23 protein-coding genes are annotated in these 18953 nt (G+C 61.2%); 14 read left to right on the top strand and 9 right to left on the bottom strand.

Translation table 11 applies throughout. The features are described 5' to 3' along the window. Positions 1-36: 36 nt before the first annotated feature. The gene (locus FEZ59_RS21660; protein WP_020909554.1) at positions 37-453 is read right to left on the bottom strand and encodes a hypothetical protein; all 417 of its coding nucleotides are present in this window, start codon (positions 451-453) and stop codon (positions 37-39) included. Positions 454-598: 145 nt separating this feature from the next. Between FEZ59_RS21660 and FEZ59_RS30115 the strand changes: the two genes are divergently transcribed. Further along, entirely contained in the window at positions 599-1072 is a 474-nt protein-coding gene (locus tag FEZ59_RS30115; protein WP_223257821.1) for an SRPBCC family protein, read from the top strand. Positions 1073-1126: 54 nt separating this feature from the next. Here FEZ59_RS30115 and FEZ59_RS21650 read toward each other — a convergent pair whose 3' ends face one another. Further along, positions 1127-1807, bottom strand: coding sequence for a cation transporter (locus FEZ59_RS21650; protein ID WP_172933194.1), 681 nt, complete (start codon positions 1805-1807; stop codon positions 1127-1129). Then, positions 1798-2142 carry a metalloregulator ArsR/SmtB family transcription factor gene (locus FEZ59_RS21645; RefSeq protein WP_172933193.1) on the bottom strand — a complete coding sequence of 115 codons (345 nt, stop codon included), beginning with the start codon at positions 2140-2142 and terminating at the stop codon, positions 1798-1800. Before FEZ59_RS21645 ends, FEZ59_RS21650 begins: the two co-directional genes overlap by 10 nt. Before the next feature lie 128 nt (positions 2143-2270). Here FEZ59_RS21645 and FEZ59_RS21640 point away from each other — a divergent pair, with 128 nt between their 5' ends. Further along, positions 2271-3035 (top strand): acyl-ACP thioesterase domain-containing protein, encoded by a 765-nt coding sequence (locus FEZ59_RS21640; protein WP_172933192.1) that lies wholly within the window; start codon positions 2271-2273, stop codon positions 3033-3035. Here FEZ59_RS21640 and FEZ59_RS21635 read toward each other — a convergent pair. After that, complete coding sequence (locus FEZ59_RS21635) at positions 3026-3622, bottom strand: CHAP domain-containing protein (RefSeq protein WP_172933191.1); 597 nt, start codon at positions 3620-3622, stop codon at positions 3026-3028. The two genes, FEZ59_RS21640 and FEZ59_RS21635, sit on opposite strands and share 10 nt — an antisense overlap. 131 nt (positions 3623-3753) lie before the next feature. Here FEZ59_RS21635 and FEZ59_RS21630 point away from each other — a divergent pair, with 131 nt between their 5' ends. From FEZ59_RS21630 to FEZ59_RS21615, 4 genes are all read left to right on the top strand, one after another. Next, positions 3754-4269 (top strand): toxin-antitoxin system HicB family antitoxin, encoded by a 516-nt coding sequence (locus tag FEZ59_RS21630; protein ID WP_172933190.1) that lies wholly within the window; start codon positions 3754-3756, stop codon positions 4267-4269. A 65-nt stretch (positions 4270-4334) separates the two neighbouring features. Beyond that, positions 4335-5210 (top strand): DUF4097 family beta strand repeat-containing protein, encoded by an 876-nt coding sequence (locus FEZ59_RS21625; RefSeq protein ID WP_172933189.1) that lies wholly within the window; start codon positions 4335-4337, stop codon positions 5208-5210. 14 nt (positions 5211-5224) lie between these two features. Next, complete coding sequence (locus tag FEZ59_RS21620; protein ID WP_020971200.1) at positions 5225-6166, top strand: daunorubicin resistance protein DrrA family ABC transporter ATP-binding protein; 942 nt, start codon at positions 5225-5227, stop codon at positions 6164-6166. Continuing rightward, positions 6163-6954: an ABC transporter permease gene (locus tag FEZ59_RS21615; RefSeq protein ID WP_019745861.1), complete on the top strand. Its 792-nt coding sequence runs from the start codon at positions 6163-6165 to the stop codon at positions 6952-6954. The genes FEZ59_RS21620 and FEZ59_RS21615 overlap by 4 nt, the downstream gene beginning before the upstream one ends. Here the strand turns inward: FEZ59_RS21615 and FEZ59_RS21610 are convergent. Together FEZ59_RS21610 and FEZ59_RS21605 are read right to left on the bottom strand one after the other, a co-directional pair. After that, positions 6909-7703, bottom strand: a complete 795-nt coding sequence (locus FEZ59_RS21610; RefSeq protein WP_172933188.1) for a 2-phosphosulfolactate phosphatase — start codon at positions 7701-7703, stop codon at positions 6909-6911. The genes FEZ59_RS21615 and FEZ59_RS21610 overlap by 46 nt on opposite strands. A gap of 12 nt (positions 7704-7715) precedes the next feature. Then, positions 7716-8543 carry a transglutaminase domain-containing protein gene (locus tag FEZ59_RS21605; RefSeq protein WP_092765509.1) on the bottom strand — a complete coding sequence of 276 codons (828 nt, stop codon included), beginning with the start codon at positions 8541-8543 and terminating at the stop codon, positions 7716-7718. An 88-nt stretch (positions 8544-8631) separates the two neighbouring features. Between FEZ59_RS21605 and FEZ59_RS21600 the strand changes: the two genes are divergently transcribed. Next, the gene (locus FEZ59_RS21600) at positions 8632-9645 is read left to right on the top strand and encodes an ABC transporter substrate-binding protein (RefSeq protein ID WP_242459894.1); all 1014 of its coding nucleotides are present in this window, start codon (positions 8632-8634) and stop codon (positions 9643-9645) included. Here FEZ59_RS21600 and FEZ59_RS21595 read toward each other — a convergent pair. Next, positions 9620-10912, bottom strand: coding sequence for an MFS transporter (locus tag FEZ59_RS21595; RefSeq protein WP_172933186.1), 1293 nt, complete (start codon positions 10910-10912; stop codon positions 9620-9622). The two genes, FEZ59_RS21600 and FEZ59_RS21595, sit on opposite strands and share 26 nt — an antisense overlap. A 132-nt stretch (positions 10913-11044) precedes the next feature. Here FEZ59_RS21595 and FEZ59_RS21590 point away from each other — a divergent pair, with 132 nt between their 5' ends. Further along, a complete protein-coding gene (locus FEZ59_RS21590) occupies positions 11045-12166 on the top strand; it encodes an endonuclease/exonuclease/phosphatase family protein (protein ID WP_172933185.1) in 1122 nt (373 codons plus the stop codon). Here the strand turns inward: FEZ59_RS21590 and FEZ59_RS21585 are convergent. Beyond that, a complete protein-coding gene (locus FEZ59_RS21585; RefSeq protein ID WP_133727307.1) occupies positions 12137-13216 on the bottom strand; it encodes an alpha/beta fold hydrolase in 1080 nt (359 codons plus the stop codon). The genes FEZ59_RS21590 and FEZ59_RS21585 overlap by 30 nt on opposite strands. Before the next feature lie 106 nt (positions 13217-13322). Between FEZ59_RS21585 and FEZ59_RS21580 the strand changes: the two genes are divergently transcribed. Next, a complete protein-coding gene (locus FEZ59_RS21580) occupies positions 13323-13925 on the top strand; it encodes a TetR/AcrR family transcriptional regulator (protein WP_051253138.1) in 603 nt (200 codons plus the stop codon). Here FEZ59_RS21580 and pip read toward each other — a convergent pair. Beyond that, positions 13913-14872 (bottom strand): prolyl aminopeptidase, encoded by a 960-nt coding sequence (gene pip, locus FEZ59_RS21575; RefSeq protein ID WP_031331457.1) that lies wholly within the window; start codon positions 14870-14872, stop codon positions 13913-13915. The two genes, FEZ59_RS21580 and pip, sit on opposite strands and share 13 nt — an antisense overlap. A 100-nt stretch (positions 14873-14972) precedes the next feature. Here pip and FEZ59_RS21570 point away from each other — a divergent pair, with 100 nt between their 5' ends. The 5 genes from FEZ59_RS21570 to FEZ59_RS21550 all read left to right on the top strand — a co-directional run bounded on the left by FEZ59_RS21570 (position 14973) and on the right by FEZ59_RS21550 (position 18868). Continuing rightward, complete coding sequence (locus tag FEZ59_RS21570) at positions 14973-15431, top strand: hypothetical protein (protein WP_019745870.1); 459 nt, start codon at positions 14973-14975, stop codon at positions 15429-15431. Positions 15432-15435: 4 nt separating this feature from the next. Beyond that, complete coding sequence (locus FEZ59_RS21565) at positions 15436-16032, top strand: hypothetical protein (RefSeq protein WP_020909569.1); 597 nt, start codon at positions 15436-15438, stop codon at positions 16030-16032. Between the two features lie 84 nt (positions 16033-16116). Then, positions 16117-16737, top strand: coding sequence for a TetR/AcrR family transcriptional regulator (locus FEZ59_RS21560; RefSeq protein WP_021333352.1), 621 nt, complete (start codon positions 16117-16119; stop codon positions 16735-16737). A 9-nt stretch (positions 16738-16746) separates the two neighbouring features. Continuing rightward, a complete protein-coding gene (locus FEZ59_RS21555; RefSeq protein ID WP_069145366.1) occupies positions 16747-17607 on the top strand; it encodes a 3-hydroxyacyl-CoA dehydrogenase in 861 nt (286 codons plus the stop codon). A 217-nt stretch (positions 17608-17824) separates the two neighbouring features. Then, on the top strand, positions 17825-18868 hold the full coding sequence (locus FEZ59_RS21550; protein ID WP_172933184.1) for a ParB/Srx family N-terminal domain-containing protein: 1044 nt from the start codon (positions 17825-17827) through the stop codon (positions 18866-18868). Positions 18869-18953: the final 85 nt, after the last annotated feature.

Genomic DNA, 18953 nt, shown 5'->3' with positions numbered 1-18953 from the left:
TCGGTCGGGACCAACTGCTCTCGAGTTGTTCGGCGCCTAGACTCTGTCTGTGTCCCAGGTCGCGACGGCCCAGATCACAACGACGTCGAGCGCGATGACCAGGATCGACCACAGCGGGTAGTACGGCATCCACAAGAAGTTGGCGATGATCGAGAGCGACGCAATGACTATCGCCGCCGCCCTGGCCCACACTGCACCGGTGAAGAGGCCGAGAGCCACCACGATTCCGATGATGCCCAAGATGATGTGGATCCAGCCCCACGTCGTGATGTCGAACTTGTACGTGTAGTTGATACCCACGACAAACAGATTGTTGTCGGCGACCGCCGCAATGCCCTGAAGCAGAGCGACAATGCCTGCGGTGAGCAGCAGAATAGCTGCTGCAAACGTCGTACCTACCGCGAAACCCTGCCGGACAGGGTGATTCGCGGGTTCCCGCGGTGGAGCAGTCATCAGCGTTCCTTTCGACAGAATGCACTTCCCATACTCAGTCTCGAGGGGCTGGGAAGCGAAAACATCACCCGTCGCGGATGAACCGCAGGTCACCGACCCGTACCCGCTTGCCGGCATCGCAAACCAACATTGGCAGACTGGCACTGTGCAACACACCGTGGTCGTGATCACCGATATCTACGCTCCACCGGCAGTGATCTTCGATCTCGAACTCGACATGGACGAACACTCCGCCTCGCTCCACGCAACAGATGAGGTGGCAGTCACGAGTACGGGTAGATCGACGCTGGGAGAGGGCGACGAGGTGTCGTTCACTGCTCGGCATTTCGGGTGGAGATTCTCGATGACAAGCCGAATCACGCAGTACAACCGTCCGTACTCGTTCACAGACGAGCAGGTCCGCGGCCCGTTTGCCGCGATGCAACACGAGCACGTCTTCGACGATCAGCCGGGTGGGTGGACGCGGATGCATGACCGCTTCACGGTTACGGCCCCTTTCGGCGTGCTCGGACACCTGGCACTGAGGTTGGCTGTCGGCCCGTATCTGCGCCGTCTTCTCGAGCAACGCGCCGCGCACATCAAGACCCGCGCAGAAGGTGGCACCCCTTTCATCGAGTGAGCACCCTCTCCGACGCGCTGCAGACGGTGTTCACTCAATTGAACCTGTGCTCACTCAGCAGCAGTCGCACTCGTCACCGCGCTCGGGCACCGCCACAACCGGGCAGCACGGATCACCCTTCCACGCGTTGATGCCTTCCTTCACGGCGATGACGGCGATCACCAGTGCCGCAATCGGGTCCGCCCACGACCAGCCGAGCACCGAGTTGAGCAGCAAACCGACCAGCAAGACCGCAGAAAGGTAGGTGCAGAGCAGCGTCTGCTTCGAATCCGCGACCGCCGAAAGCGAACCCAACTCCCGACCTGCTCGGCGTTGCGCATAGGACAGGGCCGGCATGATCGCCAAACTCACTGCAGCCAATACTATTCCGACGCTCGTGTGCTGCGCTTCACCCAGACCGAACAGCGACCGAATCGCGTCGAACGAGACGTACGCAGCGAGCCCGAAGAACGAGAATGCCATCACTCGCAGTGCCGTCTTCTCACGGCTCGTCGGATCCGGAGCCGAGAACTGCCAGGCAACCGCTGCCGCCGAGGACACTTCGATCACCGAATCGAGGCCGAAACCGAACAGTGCTGCGGACGACACCCGTGTGCCCTCCGCCAGCGCGATGATCGCTTCGACGACGTTGTAGCTGATCGTGATCGCCACGAAGATGCGAATTCGTCTCGACAAGAGCGCACGCCGGGCAGTCGAGAGGCCGCCACCGTCAACGGGCGCAACCATCAGCAGCATCCTTCTGATTCACTGTCCGGGCAGTACGACGGATCCACCGCGAGTACGACCCCGAGCAGGTCGTCGAGGGCCTGACCGATATGTGCGTCGGCGAGTTCGTATCTGGTCCGGCGCCCTTCCGGGACGGCCACTACCAAGCCACAACCGCGCAGACAAGCCAGATGATTGGACAGCTTCTGCCTGGTCACAGCCAGTGTTTCAGCGAGGTCGGACGGGTACCGAGGGGCAGTTGTCAGTTCGAGCAGTATCCGTGTCCGAGTCTCGTCGGACAAGGCATGCCCGAACCTCGCAAGCACCGCCACGTTGGTCACCACATCTACGCCCTCGACATCCATACATACGACAGTACATCGAAATCTGTATTCAGAAAACAGTGAACTCAGATGGTTCAAGATCCTGCCAGCGGGTAACGCAAGCGTGAAGCCACCCGACCGGGTAAGCGAACACCGGGAGCCCACATCCGATGAACCGTACAAAAGTCGACGATCACGTAGCGATGGCCGAACTACCGACAACCGGCAGCATCTTCCAGGCCTCCTGGCCGGTGCGTTCGGGCGACATCCACACCGACAAGCAACTGCGCCTCGACGCGATCGCGCGCTACCTCCAAGACGCGGGCTTCGACAATCTCGTCGACCGCGGCGCCATGGATACACACCCGCTGTGGATGGTGCGAAGGACGGTGATCGACGTACTCGAACCCGTCATCTGGCCGGATCGAGTTCATCTGCAGCGCTGGTGTTCCGGACTCTCCAGCAAGTGGTGTTCGATGCGGGTTCGGATCAGGTCCGACAGCGGTGGATTGATCGAGACCGAGGCATTCTGGATCAACATCGACCCGAAAACCGGAATGCCGGCAACCATCAGTGAAAAGTTCACCGCTGCCCTGGCATCGACGGCCGTGGACGAGCATCTTCACTGGCGTCGGTGGATCGACCCCGACACCGACAATCAGGCGGATTCTCCATTCCCGTTGCGCTCGAGCGATTTCGACCCTTTCGATCACGTGAACAACGCAATCTACTGGCAACCCGTGGAAGATGCACTGCCCGAAAAATTACGAAGCGAACCCTTTCGCGCGATCCTCGAGTACACCCAGCCCATCAAGAGAGGTGAGCTGGTGAGCGTGCGAACCGGCACGAACACGCTGCACATCGACGCCGGCGGCGAGGCACGTGCATCCGCTCGATGGTTTGCCCTGACCTCGAACCACAGCGATCAGGGGTGAAGTTTTCCGAACCCCACGACGGCGGAGTCGGATTGCCAGTGAAGATCATGGACTCGCACCTTGCCGAACTCGTTGCCGCCGACCGTGATCGCCGAGTCACCGTCCACTGCCACAACGATGTTGGTGTGCTGACCCACCCATCTCGAACTGTCGTAGATCACCACATCACCCACGCTCGGGATGTACCCGCTGCCGTTCTCGGCGTACGCGCCGATCCCCTGGTAGTACTCCTGCAAGGTGTACACCCCCGGGATACGCCAGCTTCCGGAGTTCGGGTTCGACAACGGTCGACCCGCTTCCCTCATTATCCAGCTGACAAAATCGGCGCACCATTCTTCGTCGATACCGTCGGAATAGAAAGTGCCCGGACGGTCCCGCTCGTGCTCGGATTGCAGCAGTTCGAGCACTCGAGTCTGGTCCGCAGTCACCGAACTGGCGTCGACCGTCGGGAACTCGGCAGTGTCCCAGGGCAGATACCGCGAAGGCGCGACCGCGACGACAACCGCCCCGACCACGATCACGACGCCGAGCACCCCGGCAATCCAGAGCAAGATACGGCGGCGACGGTTGGGTTCGGCAGGACTCACCCTTACGAGTGTGCCAGCCTGCCGAGAATCGAAACGCCAACCACCCCGATGAGCTGGCACTTCTCATCAAACTCACACGAATGTGCCACCAAACTATTGCTATGGCACCAAAGTGGTGCCATAGTGATGCCATGGACTTGACACCGTACGTAGACAACCTTCGCCACGAACTCGCGGTGGCGGCCGAAGCAGGCGGAGAAGGCGCAAAGGCCCTCGCCGATCGTTTGACCGCACCGCTGGAATCAGCAGTGCGACTCACCCTTCTCGACGCATTGTCTGCGGCAGCCGCCGAGATCACGCGTGACCTCGCCCCAGGCTCGGTGGACCTGCGCCTACGGGGACGCGAACCCGAATTCGTGGTGGCACCAGCCATCAGCGAACCGGCTCCGGCCCCCGCCGAAGAGGAACCGACTCCGGCTCCGCGCCCCGTCACGGAGTCCGACGACGCCTCGATGACTCGAATCAACCTGAGGCTGGGGCAAGACCTCAAAGACCGGATCGAGGCGGCGGCCAAGGAAGCCGGGATCTCCGTGAACGCGTGGCTGGTTCGCTCGGCTGCAACTGCGCTGGAAGGCGGCATGAGCAGAAGCACTCCGAGACAGCGCACGTCCCAAGGCTCCGAAAGCTTCAGCGGCTGGGTGCACTGACACCGGCTTCACCTTTCGCACGACCCTCTATCACCAACCGAGACAACCTCATCGGGAGTATCACCATGCCTACATTCAGCACACCTGACCCCATCACCTTGAACTTCGACGTGGCAGTCGGACACATCCGGATCGCTGCGAGCAGCCGCAACGACACTGTCGTGGAAGTGTTGCCCAGCAACTCGTCTCGCGAGGTAGACGTTCGAGTCGCCGAACAAACGCGCGTCGAATTCGCAGGTGGCCGGCTACAGATCAAGACTCCGAAACAGCGCGGCCTCGGCATTTTCGGGAAGACAGGATCTGTCGACATTGCCGTTCAGCTTCCCTCCGGCTCGGAACTCGAAGGCACTGCAGCAGTTGCCAGCCTTCGCGCCGAAGGCACTCTCGGACGCTCACGCGTGAAGGTCTCGGCCGGTGATTGCACACTGGACACCACCGGACCGCTCAACGTCAGCACCGGCGCCGGAGCGATCATCGTCGAGCGTGTGGCCGGTGACATCGACACGAGCACCGGGTCCGGAAGCATCCGCATCGGCCGCGTCGACGGCAACGCGGAGGTCAAGAATTCCAACGGCGACATCAACATCGGCACGATCACCGGCGCGCTGAAGGCGAAGACCGCCAACGGAAGCGTCGCCGTCGAACACGCCGAATCCGACGCGAGCGCCGCAACCGCCAACGGCGACATCCGTTTCGAGACCATCGAGAGTGGAGTCGTATCCGCCAAGACGGCCGCCGGGCGAATCCATATCGGCGTTCGATCCGGAACCGCCGCACGATTCGACGCTCATACGTCCTTCGGCCGTGTCGACAACCAGATGAATGCCACGCACGGTCCGGCTTCCACCGAACGCCGGGTAGACGTCCGGGCACAAACCAGCTACGGCGACATCGTCATTCGACGTTCGGAGCCCCGAGAAGAATCCAACAAGAAGATCTAGCGAAAGGAACGCTGATGTCCCGTAAACCAGCCATCACCGCGACGGGTCTGAAGAAGGCCTACGACGACAAGACGGTACTGGACGGAATCGACATCTCTGTCGACCGCGGAACCGTCTTTGCACTCCTCGGCCCCAACGGCGCCGGAAAGACCACCATCGTGGAAATCCTCTCGACCCTCGTTCCCGCAGACGGCGGCGACATCCGCATCGCCGGGTACAACCCTTCCGACGATCCTGACGCGGTGCGTTCGCGCATCGGTGTCACCGGACAATTCTCGGCGGTAGACGACTACCTGTCCGGCGAGGAAAACCTTCTCCTCATGGCCGATCTTCACCACCTCGGCAAGGACGAACGCCGCACTCGCACTGACGAACTCCTGGAGATGTTCGATCTGCAGGGCTCCGCGGACAAACTCGCGTCGACGTACTCGGGCGGAATGCGCCGACGGCTCGACCTGGCAATGACGTTGATCGGACGACCGGAGATCATCTTCCTGGACGAGCCCACCACCGGCCTCGATCCCCGGAGTCGACGCACCATGTGGCAGATCATCCGGGAGTTGGTCAAGGGCGGTGTCACCATCTTCCTCACGACGCAGTACCTCGAGGAAGCCGATCAACTGGCCGACCACATCGCCGTCCTCGATCAGGGACGGATAGTCGCCCAAGGTACGGCAGCGGAACTCAAACGACGCATCCCCGGCGGCCACATTCGTCTTCACTTCATCGATCGAGACCAACTCGACTCTGCTGCTGCTGTTTTCGACGAGTCTACCCGTGACGATGCCGCGTATGTTCTGCAGGTTCCCAGCGACGGCGGTGTCCGCTCGCTGCGCTCTCTTCTCGACCAACTCGACGCTCACTCGATCGACGTCAAGGAACTCTCCGTGCACACACCGGACCTGGACGACGTGTTCCTGACTCTGACCGCCACCGAAAGGACCGACGCGCGATGACCACCATGACGCTTGCCTATCAGGACTCGAAAACCATGCTGCGTCGCAGCATTCGACACATCCTTCGATATCCGTCGATGACGGTGATGCTTGTCGGGATGCCAGTCGTCTTCCTGCTGCTGTTCGTCTACGTGCTCGGCGGAACGCTCGGGAACGGCCTCGGCCCAGGCGGTGGCGGCCGAGCCGAGTATGTCAATTACGTTGCACCGGCGATTATTCTGATGACTGTGGCATCAGCGGCACAAGGTACTGCCATCTCCGTCGCAACCGATATGACCGCGGGGATCATTGCACGATTCCGCACGATGGCGATCACGCGCACGTCCGTCCTGACCGGTCACGTTCTCGGCAGCCTCCTTCAGACGATCGTGAGCCTCGTTGTAGTCATCGCCGTGGCGATAGCCGTCGGCTTCCGGCCTACTGCAGGCTTCGTGGAGTGGGTTGCCGCGTTTGCTCTCCTCATCCTGGTCTCCATCGCGATGATCTGGTTGTCCGTTGCCTTCGGCCTCGTCAGCAAGAGCGTCGAGACGGCCAGTAATCTTCCAATGGTGTTGATCCTCTTACCTTTCCTGGGAAGCGGATTTGTCCCCACCGATTCGATGCCGACCGTGTTGCGATGGTTTGCCGAGTATCAGCCGTTCACTCCGATCATCGAGACTCTTCGAGGACTTCTTCTCGGCGAAGCGATCGGGAACAACGCCATACTCGCGATCGGATGGTGCGTCGCAATCACCTTCCTCTCCTACCTCTGGGCGCGGAGTTTGTTCAATCGACGCCCGGTGCGCTGACCTCGAAACACACGATCTTCGAGAACAGGTACGGTGTCGCTGCCGTCGAGTTCCGAGGCGATGGCGACGTCGTGTGGAAACCCCATGACGATCAACTCGCGTCCTGAGGCACAGTCCCGCAGGCGGTCCTCGTACGAATCCGACACCGCTGTCCAGGCATCCGCCGCCATCTGTGCCTCGGGCGACAGGGAACCTTCCCAACCAGCCGCGGTCAACGCCGTGACAACCCCGCCGGCTCCCCACAGATCCTCCACTGCAGGACGCAACTCTCCACCGGGCCACTTCTCCCCGGATGCGACTATCGCAACCCGCGATCCCGGACCATGTTCGTGCACAATCCAATCAGCGACGGCGGAAGCGTTCCTCAATGAAGCGCCGACACACACCGCAACCTGGGACGCCAACGCAAACGCGATAGTCGACCCGTTCGGCGACGGAAGTACCAGCCGACTCGGGACCTCGGACTCGCGAATCGTCCTGGGAGACAGACTGATCTGCCCCTCCCTGGCCATACTTCGTCGCACTGCAAGAACCGCATCGGCATCACGCGCGTAATCGACCGCACTCTCGTCGTTCCAGGAATAGGGAAGTACGTCGATTCCCGCGTCGGCGGCGACGCTCAGCGTCGTCGTGAACGAGAGGACATCTACCACCACTGCCACATCGACGCCGACAGCAATTGCTTCGGCGCCGCGCAGGCCCCAGTCGAATCGAAGTCCGTACTCGAGTTGGCGATGCTCCGGATTCATCGCACCAGCATCTCAGAAACGAATCAGGTTGTCCGGCACGCACAAATCCTCGTGCTCGTACAGCGCTCGCACGGCAACTGGATCGTCGCCGGCGCACACCTCGGCTATATCGTCGAGCAGTAGGTCGTAGTCGGCGCCGGTCTTTCCGTCGTAGGCGTCAGTCATACGACCCCACTCGTCCCACGGCAGGGTTTCGACCTTGTTCATCGCGGCAAGATCCTTCACTGCGTTGCCTCGGATCTCGGCCGGCCCCCAGTTCTGGGTGCCGTACACCCCGAACTGGGACGCGTCGATCTCGCCGCGTCGATACGCCAGCCACGCCTCACCACCACTGAGGAATTCTCCCGGCTGCAGGTTATGGGCGTGAGGAAGGACGTTCTGTCCGAGGATCTCCGAGTCGATGCGGATCCACCGCTTGCCGGCGTCGTCCCAGTACTCGGTGATCCAGTGGTCCACGCCCTGTCCCGGTTGAAAGTAGGTGGCAAAACCACAGCGGACGCGAGCGGCAATTCCGCGATAGCGCAGAAACGCACAACTCAAAACAGCAAAGTGCCGACAGGTTCCGACGAGCCGCTTGTCGGGTTCTCGGGCGGAGGTCACCGGTGCCGGATCGAGCGCAAGCAAGCGTTGAAGCAGAACGCTTGCCGGCCGGATCTGGTTTTCGTCGAATCGGTCGGTGGGCAGATTCAGCGACCGTGCATCGGTGGGTTGGACCACCAGGTACGGCACTACCCGGCATATTTGCACGGGGTCGGTGGGGAGTGACTCGAGGGCAAGCGGGTCCACTCCGTCGATGCGGGTGAACGGTCCTGCTGATGTGTAGTCGAGAACCGCCGTCATGGGCGGAGACTAACAAACACTGCCGACACTGCCGCTCCACTATGGTTAGGGTCCCATAACCATGAAACCCGAGGTTGCTGTGAACCCAATGTTGAGCCGCCGTGCCATGCTGTCCGTCACCTTCGCCACAGCAGCAGGTTTTGCCCTTGCTGCCTGCGGCGACAGCGCGAAGGACGAATCCACTCCCGGCACCGAAGGTGCTCACGCCGAGGCCAACGCCTTCCCGGTGACGATCGACCACAAGTTCGGCTCCACCACCATCGGGCAGGCACCCAGCCGCATCGCAGCGGTCGGCATCGGCGACGCAGACGTTCTGCTTTCCCTCGGTCTGACGCCCGTCCTGGTCCCGGTGTGGAAGGGATCGACCGACGACGGAATCGGAGTCTGGGCCGACTCGGCAGTCCAGGGCGCCGAGCCGACACCATTGGCCAACGCCACCACCGATTTCGACATCGAAACGATCGTGGCAGCAGCGCCTGACCTGATCATCGCCGTCAACAACGCGATCGACGAGGATCTGTACAAGCAGCTCAGCGCCATCGCGCCGACTGTGCTTCACGCCGCCGATCAGACGGATTGGGTGCTGCCCTGGCAGGAAGTCACGACCCGCATCGGTACGGCTGTGGGCGTTCCCGCGCAGGCAAAGCAGGAGGTCCAGGAAGTCGAAGACCTCATCGTTCGCACCCGCGCGGAGAACCCCCAGTTCGAAGGCAAGACAGCAGCTCTCGTCATTCGCTGGAGCGATGGAAATCTGCGGGCGTTCAGCCCTGAGGCAGCGCGCGCTCAGTTGCTCACGCAATTGGGATTCACGGCTCCTGCCGCACTGAAGGATCGGTTCGCGGGCAAGCTGAACTACGAGATCTCCGCCGAGAACTACGACCTCCTCGAGTGCGACTACCTGCTCTTCGACAACTACGAAAAGGCTCGCCCCGAGGTGGAGACGCAGCCGGCGTTCACCAATCTGAACGTGGTCAAGACCGGCGGCCTGATCAGCTTGGACCCCATCGTCAGTGACGCGGTGTCCATGCCGAACCCGCTCACCATTCCGTTTGTGCTGGAAGATTTTGTAGCAAAGATCAATCAGACGATCGCGGGTCGATAACCTTCGTTCGACCGGACCACACCCACAACACCACAGCCGACACGGCCACGCAGACCGAAACGATCACCCATGGTGACGCCGGCGCTGCGTGGCCGTTGTCGACTAGGTCGTACACGAATCCGACTCCCACGGTTCCCAGGAGCGCGAGCAGACCGCCGATCGTGTTGAGCATGCCGAAGTGCGCTCCGAGGTTGCTTTCACGACCGAGGATGGCAATGGTGTCTCGCATCGGCGGCACCATCAACATCTGTCCCAGGTGCAGCAGCCCGATCCACACCGCCAGACCGACTATCTGCGTCGACGCCGAAACTGCGGAGTCGACGCCGGTGACCAGCGGAACCAGGAACGACACCGAAATGAGCACAAGCCCGAAGGTGATCGCGCGTCGATGCCCGATGCGGTGGGCAACCGCGACCGTCGGTCCCTGCCCGACGATCACCAACACCGCTGCGCCCACGTAGAACCATCCCAGCGCCGACTGTGAACCGATACCGCGCTCGAGCTGTTCCGGCAGCATCAGGTACAGCTGGCTGTACGCAACCAGCTGAAAACTGCAGAGCGTCGCGAAGAGCAGAAAGTTGTTGTTGGTCAGCACGCTTCGCCAGACGTCGCGCAGCGTATAGGTCGACACCGGGCCCTCGTGGGCATCGCCCGGCCGCGGGAACCAGATGAAGAACCCGACCCACATGATCGCGAACAGCAACGCCGCGCTCGACGCCGTCCACGAGAACGGAAACATCAACAGAGCAGCACCCAATGCCGGACCGATCACGGTTCCCAGGCGGCTGCACATCTGTTCCACTGCAAACAGATCCGTACGACGCATGACTCCTGAGGTTTCGAGTTCGCGTCCGTATTCGGCGTTGGCCGACTCCACTGCGGGTGCGAACAGAGCCGCGGCGAACCCGACCAGAAGCACACCGACGATCACCGCTGCCATACTCTCGGCCAATCCGAGCATCAGGAAACCGACCACGCGAACTGCGATGCCCAGCAGGATGATCGGACGCTTGCCGAACCTGTCGGCGAGGCTTCCACCGATGAAGAACATGCCCTGCTGACTGAACATCCGGAGTCCGAGGACCAGGCCGACAATCCAGGCCGCGAATCCGAGGTCCTCCGAAAGGTGCACCGCGAGAAAGGGGACAACCAGATAGAACCCGATGTTGAACAGCACCATCGAAAGAAGGAGCAACTTCACCACCGGCGGCAGGACACGAACCTTCGCGAAGGTCTTGTTACCGGGAAAACGCTCACTGAGTACCACGACCAGAAGACTATTGCCCGCGCGGTGTTCTGTGGAAATCTGCCATTTTGCAATTGGTTAACTGTCCGTTTAGGTAGCGATGGTAATCATCTTCCGGGGGTTCGAGCACACGACAACGAGAGCCGGGATTTGATGAATGGATTGACGCGCCGTCAGATGGTCAAGGCGATGGCGGTAGCCGCAGGGACAGTCACCGCAAGCGCATTTACCTTGGGTGCCAATACCTCCGTCGCGGGGGCGAACCCCGCGCAGGAGATCAAAGTGCTCTCCCTCAATACCTGGCACGGCGGAACCAAGATCAACGGTGGCCTGCAGCTGATCGCCGATATGATCATCTCGACCCAGGCGTCGATAGTTCTCCTGTCGGAAGCCGGCACTGCGACAACTGTATTGGCCGACATGCTGACCAAATCAGGAACCACCTTCTACGGAGCAGCGTCCTCCGACGTGGGGATTCTCTCCAAGTTTCCGATCGAGGAAACAGCCGACCTGAACTCGATGATCAAGGCAGTCGTGACGGTCGACGGCAAACAAATCGCTGCTTACTCGGCACATCTGGCCTACACGTCCTACGCAACCTATCTACCGCGCGGATACGGCGCGGGTGTTCCCACGCCTGGAGAGTTCTCCGAGTTCGGCTGGAACAAGATGCCGTCCGGTCCGGTCACGGACCCCGAGACGGTTCAGCGTGTGAACGTCAATTCGGCACGACCCCTGGCAATTTCGACGTTCATCGACGATGCGGCCGCAGAACGGGCGAAGGGCAGATCCGTCATCCTCGGCGGCGATTTCAACGAACCGTCGGCCCTGGACTGGACCGACGGCACGCGAAATCTGTTCGACCACAACGGTGTCGTCATTCCGTGGGAATCCACCCGTCTGCTCGACCATGCCGGATTTGTCGATGCATACCGCAGCAAGTACCCGAACCCGGCTACACACCCGGGCTTCACCTGGCCGTCCGACAATCCCGACGTCGACACCTCACAGCTCACCTGGGCACCCGAGGCAGACGAACGCGATCGGATCGACTACATCTTCGCCGACCGCGCTTCCGAGCTGAAGCTGGGATCTGTAGGAATCATCGGACCCCGAAAGACGATCGTGCACAACAAAAGAGTGGAGGAGAACTCCCAGGACAACTTCATCGCTTCACCGACGCCGTGGCCGACCGATCACAAGGCCGTTCTTGCGACGTATCGTTTTGCCAGCTTCGGCGGCGGATCATCTACCGGTTCGTGGAGCGGTTCCTGACAGGGCATCTCGTAGCCAGTCGATCATCATCGGCGTCAACTCGGGCAGCTTGGTCACTGCGCAGTGCCCCGCATCCGGGATGACGTGTACCTGCGTGTTCGGGCGCTCTTCGAAGAGTGTTGTGTCCGAGAGCGGGATGTGAACGTCGTCGGCCCCGTTGACCACAAGCATCGGGGTCCGGCCGTCGTCGGCGGTCATCAAGACACTGCGATCGAACGCACGGAGACCCTGTACCAGCGCCTCTTTGGTTGCCGGGGCATCGAAACCCAGTGCGTTTCCGACGATGTCGCCCATGCCGTAGACCAGGCGCTCGGCGTTCGCGGTCTCGAACGCACCCTTGACCGGGGCGCCGATGTTGATCACCGCATCGACGGCGCCGGTCAACCCCGAGCGCACGGCGAAGTTTCCACCGAAGGAGACTCCCAGGTGCGCCACCTGCCCGTTGCCGAGAGCGCGAGCCGTCGATACGAGCCCGTCGATCACCTCGTCACCGAAAGCATCGAGAGGAACGGGTGATTCACCAGTTCCCGGCTGATCGAAAGCAACAACCGTCACCCCGGCGTTCTTCGCGAACGCGCTGGCCAACGGATGCATGTCCATCTTCCAGCCGTCGACGCCGCCGCTGAGCAACAGGACGGGTGCGTCTTCGTACCGTCCGTCCGCCGAGAGGATGTGTACCGGTAGCTCGATCTCGCCGTTTCGGTAGGGCAGGGAGAGGATTCGACGCTCGAACTCGAGCCCGAATCCTGGTGCTGCCTTGACGTATTCGTCCACCTGATTGCGCAGAGCCCGTCGACGGGATTCGTTGGCCAGCACCGGGAACTTGGCGATTCCGTAGATCATCGCTGCCAGGGAATGATTGCCGGCCGCGGAGTACTTCGCCGCCAGCGCCGACCACTCGTACGACCAACCACCCGGCGCGTCGGCCCAGGTCGAGTTGATGGACGCGCGCAGTTCCTCGAGATCCGAGACGGGGAGCCCGAAGCTCAGAAACTGTCCTGTGCGCTCTTCGAAGAGGCCTCGGTGATCGACAGGAAATTCGTATGACATGGGAAAACACCCCTCAATTCATCTCTAATGCAACGATCAGTTGCATTAGCTCAGTGAACCACGTGTCTCCAGTTAACACAACACCTTGTTGCGATAAGGTTTACCCATGACCTCGACACCACAACGGCCCGGAGGGCGTAGCGCCAGAGTGCGCGAGGCCGTCCTGGCTGCCACCGCGGCCGAACTGTCCGAACGCGGATTTGCAGCGATGAGCATCGAGGACATAGCCGCCCGTTCCGGAGTCCACAAGACCACCATCTACCGGCGATGGAGCACGCTGTCCCAACTGGTGGCCGACGCGGCTGTCGAGGTGTCGGCAACTACCGTCCCCATCCCGGATACCGGTTCCATCGAATCCGACCTGCGCGAGATGGCCAGATCGATAGTCGCACTGGTGACAAGCGAGTCGGGCGGCGCGTTGGTGGCTGCACTGTTCTCGGACGCGGTTCGTACGCCAGAAGTGGCAAGACTCAAGCGCGAGTTCTATTCCGCACGTTACGAACTGGCCGACATAGTGGTCCGCCGAGCAGTCGAACGCGGGGAAATCTCCGAGAAGGTCTCAGCTGCTGATCTTCTGGCGGCCGTCGCCGCGCCCATCTACTATCGCCTGTTGGTCGCCGATCTACCTGTCGACCAGTCGGTTGCCGATCGCGCTGCTGCCGGCGCGCTCGCTGCGGCGCACGCCGGAGCACTCGATCAGACCGAATGAGCCAGTGAATTCAGCGCTTCCACAATTGCCTCGTTGAATCCACCCCCGCCATGCCCGGCTTCGTCGAGCACCAGCAACTCACTGCCCGGCCAACGCTGGTGGATCGCCCAGGCAGTATCGAGTGGTCCGGAAATGTCATACCGGCCGTGCACGAGAATCGCGGGAATCTCGGCGAGACGGTCCATTCCGTCCAGGATCTGATTCGGCGCGAGGAAGCAATCGTTGGCCCAGTAGTGCGTGACCAGCCTGGTCATCACCCGACGGAAGTCCGGATTCTGGTATCGAACACTCGGAGTCCACCCCGGCATCAGCGACACATGTACGTCTTCCCAGCGGCACCACTGCACCGCAGCATTTTCCCGCACAACAGGATCCGGATCGGCGAGCAGTCGCGCGTATGCCGCCGGGAGATTCCCGTCACGCTCTTCCACCGGCAGCGGCGCGACGAACTCTTCCCATTCACGCGGAAATATCCTGCCCATGGCACGGGTGATCCATTCGATTTCCACTCTCGTCCCGCCGGTGATCGCGCCCAAAGCCATCGCGATCACCCGCTCGGGAAACGCTTGGGCGTACACCAGACCCAAACTGACGCCCCAAGAAAGGCCGGAAACGATCCATCGTTCGATACCGAGATGTTCACGAAGACGCTCGATGTCGTCGAGGATGTGCGCCGTCGTGTTCACGGTGAGATCGACGTCCGGGCTACTCGCGAGAGGAAGGCTGCGCCCACAGCCTCGTTGATCGAACAGAACTGCGCGAAAGGTTTCGGGATCGAAAAAACGCCTGGCACCGACAGTGCACCCGGAACCGGGGCCACCGTGGAGATAGAGAACCGGGACACCGGCCGGGTTACCGACGGTCTCCCAGTAGAGGCTCTGACGATCGGGCACTTCCAACAGTCCCGACTCGTACGGTTCGACGGGCGGGTACAGGACAGCGCTCATAGGCGGTAATTCTTCCATCAACCGACGTGTCCGGTAAGCAGCACGCGTCCGGGCTATGGCCTAGCGTGGACAGGACACCTCTGCGACGGGAGTACACCAGATGCGTGATGGGTTCAGGTTGCCGGGGTACGGCGGCGCCGCGGTATTCCTTCGCAGTCATGCGGTACCCGCCGCTGTCTTCGAATCCGACGTACCCACACTCGTTTTCGACGTAGGCCTGCTCAGCCCCGATCGGTTCAATCAGTATCTCAGCAGACACACCGACGAAGGATTCGTCGAACGGCTGGCGGCGTTCTTCTTTCACGCGGCCGCAGACTTTCATCCCGAGAAATCGCTTCCGGCGTTCACCGACGAACGACTCGGGCTGATGATCTCGGTCTGTTCCAGCACCGATCGAGAGGTGGAACTCGACTTCTCACTCGCCGAGGATCCCGAATCGGAGGACACCGAACGCGACGAGATGACCTTCGAGACAAGCCGAGTCGTCCTCGCGACCTCGGCTCAAACGGTTTCTCGACTCACCGGTGGAGTAACCACCCACTTCGACGGAGAGTGGTGACGACATGGGATTCCTCTTCGAGGTTCTCGATTTTCCCGACGGCAGTCGGATGACCGACCTGTGGAACAACACGTGGGCCGAGCCGGCAACCGGAGAGGAGATCGCGTCCGGCCACTTCATTCACCTCGGAGACGATCAGCACGTCGACGTGGAGACAGATTTTCTCAGTAGCCACCTCCCCTTCAACGTGGCAGGCTTCGGCGGAGTCTTTCCCGACGGCAAACCCTGGATGTTCGTCATGCAGAAGGCACCGGCCGACCTCGCGACCAGGCTGCGCGGTGAGGACGATCCACACTCGCTTCTGCGCGGATCACTCGACCGCGCCATGTCTTTCAATCCCGATGCACTGGTGGCCGAGGAATTGTCCTGGAGGCATGACGATCTGGTGAAGGTGTACGAGGAAGAGGGGATCCCAGCAGCATCCATCGCCGGCTGGTCGGCCGCGGACCTCCTGCGCGGCCTCTTGGCGCAGTGTTGCAATGCCGAACTTGCCGCCGTCGTCGCCGGATACCCCGAATGTGCCTACCCCGAATCGGCGCATGCGTGCGAAGCAGACGTGTTCTCCGACGTGTTCGCCGGTTGGGTCAGCGGACTGCGGTGATGTGACGGAGGAGACCCCACCCTCTCAATATTTCGGAGTAGACTCATTTATGAGCGTGATCCGAAATGAGACGAGGTGAGCGGGATGACGAAATCGGACCAAGAGTTGGGTCGTCGTGAACGCAACAAACTCGAGAAGCAGACACGCATCTTCGACGCCGCGGCCGAACTGTTCGCGGAAAAGGGCTACAGCGCAGTCACAACTCAAGAAATTGCCGATCGCGCCGATGTAGCCGGTGGCACCCTCTTTCGTTACGCCGCAAGCAAAGCCGAGCTACTGCTCATGGTGTACAACGCGGAGTACCGCAAGCAGATCGAACTGGGAGAAGAGCGTGAGGCCAAATCGACGGGCACAGAAGATCGTGTACTCGAGCTGGTTTCACCCCTGCTGATCGCGAGTCGCCGAAACGACGAGAACACCGGTATCTACCAACGCGAAGTGTTGTTCGGCGAGCCCAGCGAATGTTTCCGGGCCGAAGGTCTGGAACTCTCGCAGCGCTTGCAAACGCGGATTGCGCAAATCTTGCTCGAGGGGCACCCCAACCACACCACCCGAACCATCACTGCAGCGCGAACGATTTCCAACGTGCTGCACTTCGAAATAGCCCGCGCGGCATTGGACCGGATCACGGCTGACGAACTCACGAACATCGTTGCCGCACAAGTTCGATTGACGCTTGCCGGACTACCCACCGAAAAGGATTGAGGATCGAAAATGACTGAACTGAAGCAGATCACCGTTCTGGGTACCGGAGTTCTCGGCTCGCAGATCGCCTATCAGACCGCCTATCACGGATTCGACGTCGTCGCGTACGACATCAACGCCGAGGTCATCGAGAAGGCCAAGGCTCGGTTCGACTCGTTGGCCGCGGCCTACAAGGCCGAAAACGTCGAGGGCGCCAAGGAAGGCAAGGCCGACGAAGCGCTACAACGTATTACGTACTCGTACGACCTCGCCGAAGCCGTGACCAAGGCAGATCTTGTCATCGAGGCAATTCCCGAGGACATCGCCATCAAGCGCGACACCTACGAGAAGCTCGCCGCAGTAGCTCCGGAGCACACGGTGTTCGCAACCAACTCCTCTACGCTTCTGCCGAGCGACCTCAAGGAGTTCACCGGCCGCCCCGAGAAGTTCCTCGCACTGCACTTCGCAAATCACGTGTGGGTCAACAACACTGCCGAGGTCATGGGCACCGAGTCCACCGACCCCGCCGTGTACCGCGAGGTCGTCGAATTCGCGAAGAACATCGGCATGGTGCCGATCGAACTCAAGAAGGAGAAGGCGGGCTACGTACTCAACTCGCTCCTGGTCCCGCTCCTCAATGCAGCATCCGACCTGCTGATCGACGGCATCGCCGATCCCGACATGGTCGACAAGACGTGGCGTATCGGCACCGGAGCCCCGTTCGGCCCCTTCCAGATCATGGATGTCGTCGGGTTGACCACCGTCTACAACATCTCCTCCCAGGGCGGCGAGAAGCAGCGCGCGTTCGCCGACTACATCAAGAAGAACTACATCGACGAAGGCAAGCTCGGCGTCGCTGTCGGCGAGGGCTTCTACAACTACAAAGGCTGATCAACTGCCGGGCTGATCAACTGCAGGGCTGATCAACTGCAGGGCTGATCAACCAACAGAGCTGATCAACCAACAGGCTCACCGCGCGGTGGATACGACGTGAATTCACGTGGTATCCACCGCGCGGACGTCTGTTGTCAGTAAGTCCGAAACCACCCTGAGCGATTGTGACGCAAGCTTCTTCACGTGCGAACCCATCCTCAGGAGAGATCCCCACATGCGTCGTTCCGCCATCTCGGCACTCACAACACTGGTACTGCTCGGCGCCGGAACACTGGTCAGCACACCCGCTGTCGCCGCTCCCCTCGCGTGTGACGGAATCTCCACCGGTTCGTTCTCAGGCTCCGCCGGCGGCTCGGAGTACCTGTGCGCCAAAGAAGGTGACCTTCTGGACGTGCGCATCGGCGACGTTCATGCGACGCAGCCTTCCCTCGGCTACGACGAGGTGTACTACAAGCTCGGGCGATACACGCTCGGAAAAGACACGATCAACAAGAAGTTCGACGACTGGTGCGAGGCGAACGGCCAGATCCAGGCTGCGACCGCTACTCCTGCCTCGACGCTGAAGGACCCGTCGTCCTTCACCTGCCAGCTTCCAGTGGGTCAGGAAACCGCCGAGAGCATCGCGCCCATGAAGACCGTGGTCGTCGGCCCCCGCGGCGATCTCTACCTGACCGACGGTCACCACACCCTCACGTCCTTCATCGAGACGGCCGACGGAGGCCCCGACCTGCACGTGCGACTGCGGGTTCTCGGCAACCTCAGTGACCTGAGTGAAGGCGCCTTCTGGACCGAGATGGAAAAGAACAAGTGGGTCTGGTCGCGTGACGTGGACGGAAACCAGGTACCGGTCCAGTCCCTGCCGAAGAGCGTCGGCCTGGCCAACTTCGCCGACGACAAGTACCGCAGCCTGATGTACTTCTCCCGCGACATCGGATTCGCCGCCGGCACGATTCCGTTCCAGGAGTTCTACTGGGGTGCGTGGGTCCGCGACGCCGCGCCCGTCGACCTCACCAACTGGAATCGCGACGACCTCTCCAGCTACCTGGCCACCGTGAAGTCGGTGACCAAAGCACAGACCGCGTTGGCGGGCGATGCCGTCGTCGACAGCGGATTCACGGCTACCGATCTCGGAGTCCTGCCGGCCTGGAACGACGGCAAAGCGGAGTCAAAGGGCGAGTTCGCAAAGCTGTCGAAGCCGTACACAGACGACAAGCCGGGCAAGATCGCCTACGCACTTGCCTACAAAGCAACCCTCTGACCTGCTCAGATCCAAGTCACACCCAGCAGAGTTGACTAAGGTAAGCCTCTACTCAGTAGTCTGATCCCATTCGGGTGCCGCTTCA

The sequence above is a fragment of the Rhodococcus sp. MS13 genome (genome assembly GCF_013277835.1).
GTDB classification, from domain to species: Bacteria; Actinomycetota; Actinomycetes; order Mycobacteriales; family Mycobacteriaceae; genus Rhodococcus_F; species Rhodococcus_F erythropolis.
Note: the sequence above shows the minus strand (reverse complement) of the source record. Positions and strands in the feature narration are given on the sequence as shown.

Bases quoted from the DNA above. Each gene is read 5' to 3' on its own strand.
- FEZ59_RS21660 (WP_020909554.1), bottom strand. From the start codon at position 453: ATGACTGCTCCACCGCGGGAACCCGCGAATCACCCTGTCCGGCAGGGT.
- FEZ59_RS21650 (WP_172933194.1), bottom strand. From the start codon at position 1,807: ATGCTGCTGATGGTTGCGCCCGTTGACGGTGGCGGCCTCTCGACTGCC.
- FEZ59_RS21645 (WP_172933193.1), bottom strand. From the start codon at position 2,142: ATGGATGTCGAGGGCGTAGATGTGGTGACCAACGTGGCGGTGCTTGCG.
- FEZ59_RS21640 (WP_172933192.1), top strand. From the start codon at position 2,271: ATGAACCGTACAAAAGTCGACGATCACGTAGCGATGGCCGAACTACCG.
- FEZ59_RS21630 (WP_172933190.1), top strand. From the start codon at position 3,754: ATGGACTTGACACCGTACGTAGACAACCTTCGCCACGAACTCGCGGTG.
- FEZ59_RS21625 (WP_172933189.1), top strand. From the start codon at position 4,335: ATGCCTACATTCAGCACACCTGACCCCATCACCTTGAACTTCGACGTG.
- FEZ59_RS21620 (WP_020971200.1), top strand. From the start codon at position 5,225: ATGTCCCGTAAACCAGCCATCACCGCGACGGGTCTGAAGAAGGCCTAC.
- FEZ59_RS21615 (WP_019745861.1), top strand. From the start codon at position 6,163: ATGACCACCATGACGCTTGCCTATCAGGACTCGAAAACCATGCTGCGT.
- FEZ59_RS21610 (WP_172933188.1), bottom strand. From the start codon at position 7,703: ATGAATCCGGAGCATCGCCAACTCGAGTACGGACTTCGATTCGACTGG.
- FEZ59_RS21605 (WP_092765509.1), bottom strand. From the start codon at position 8,543: ATGACGGCGGTTCTCGACTACACATCAGCAGGACCGTTCACCCGCATC.
- FEZ59_RS21600 (WP_242459894.1), top strand. From the start codon at position 8,632: ATGTTGAGCCGCCGTGCCATGCTGTCCGTCACCTTCGCCACAGCAGCA.
- FEZ59_RS21590 (WP_172933185.1), top strand. From the start codon at position 11,045: ATGAATGGATTGACGCGCCGTCAGATGGTCAAGGCGATGGCGGTAGCC.
- FEZ59_RS21585 (WP_133727307.1), bottom strand. From the start codon at position 13,216: ATGTCATACGAATTTCCTGTCGATCACCGAGGCCTCTTCGAAGAGCGC.
- FEZ59_RS21580 (WP_051253138.1), top strand. From the start codon at position 13,323: ATGACCTCGACACCACAACGGCCCGGAGGGCGTAGCGCCAGAGTGCGC.
- pip (WP_031331457.1), bottom strand. From the start codon at position 14,872: ATGAGCGCTGTCCTGTACCCGCCCGTCGAACCGTACGAGTCGGGACTG.
- FEZ59_RS21570 (WP_019745870.1), top strand. From the start codon at position 14,973: ATGCGTGATGGGTTCAGGTTGCCGGGGTACGGCGGCGCCGCGGTATTC.
- FEZ59_RS21565 (WP_020909569.1), top strand. From the start codon at position 15,436: ATGGGATTCCTCTTCGAGGTTCTCGATTTTCCCGACGGCAGTCGGATG.
- FEZ59_RS21560 (WP_021333352.1), top strand. From the start codon at position 16,117: ATGACGAAATCGGACCAAGAGTTGGGTCGTCGTGAACGCAACAAACTC.
- FEZ59_RS21555 (WP_069145366.1), top strand. From the start codon at position 16,747: ATGACTGAACTGAAGCAGATCACCGTTCTGGGTACCGGAGTTCTCGGC.
- FEZ59_RS21550 (WP_172933184.1), top strand. From the start codon at position 17,825: ATGCGTCGTTCCGCCATCTCGGCACTCACAACACTGGTACTGCTCGGC.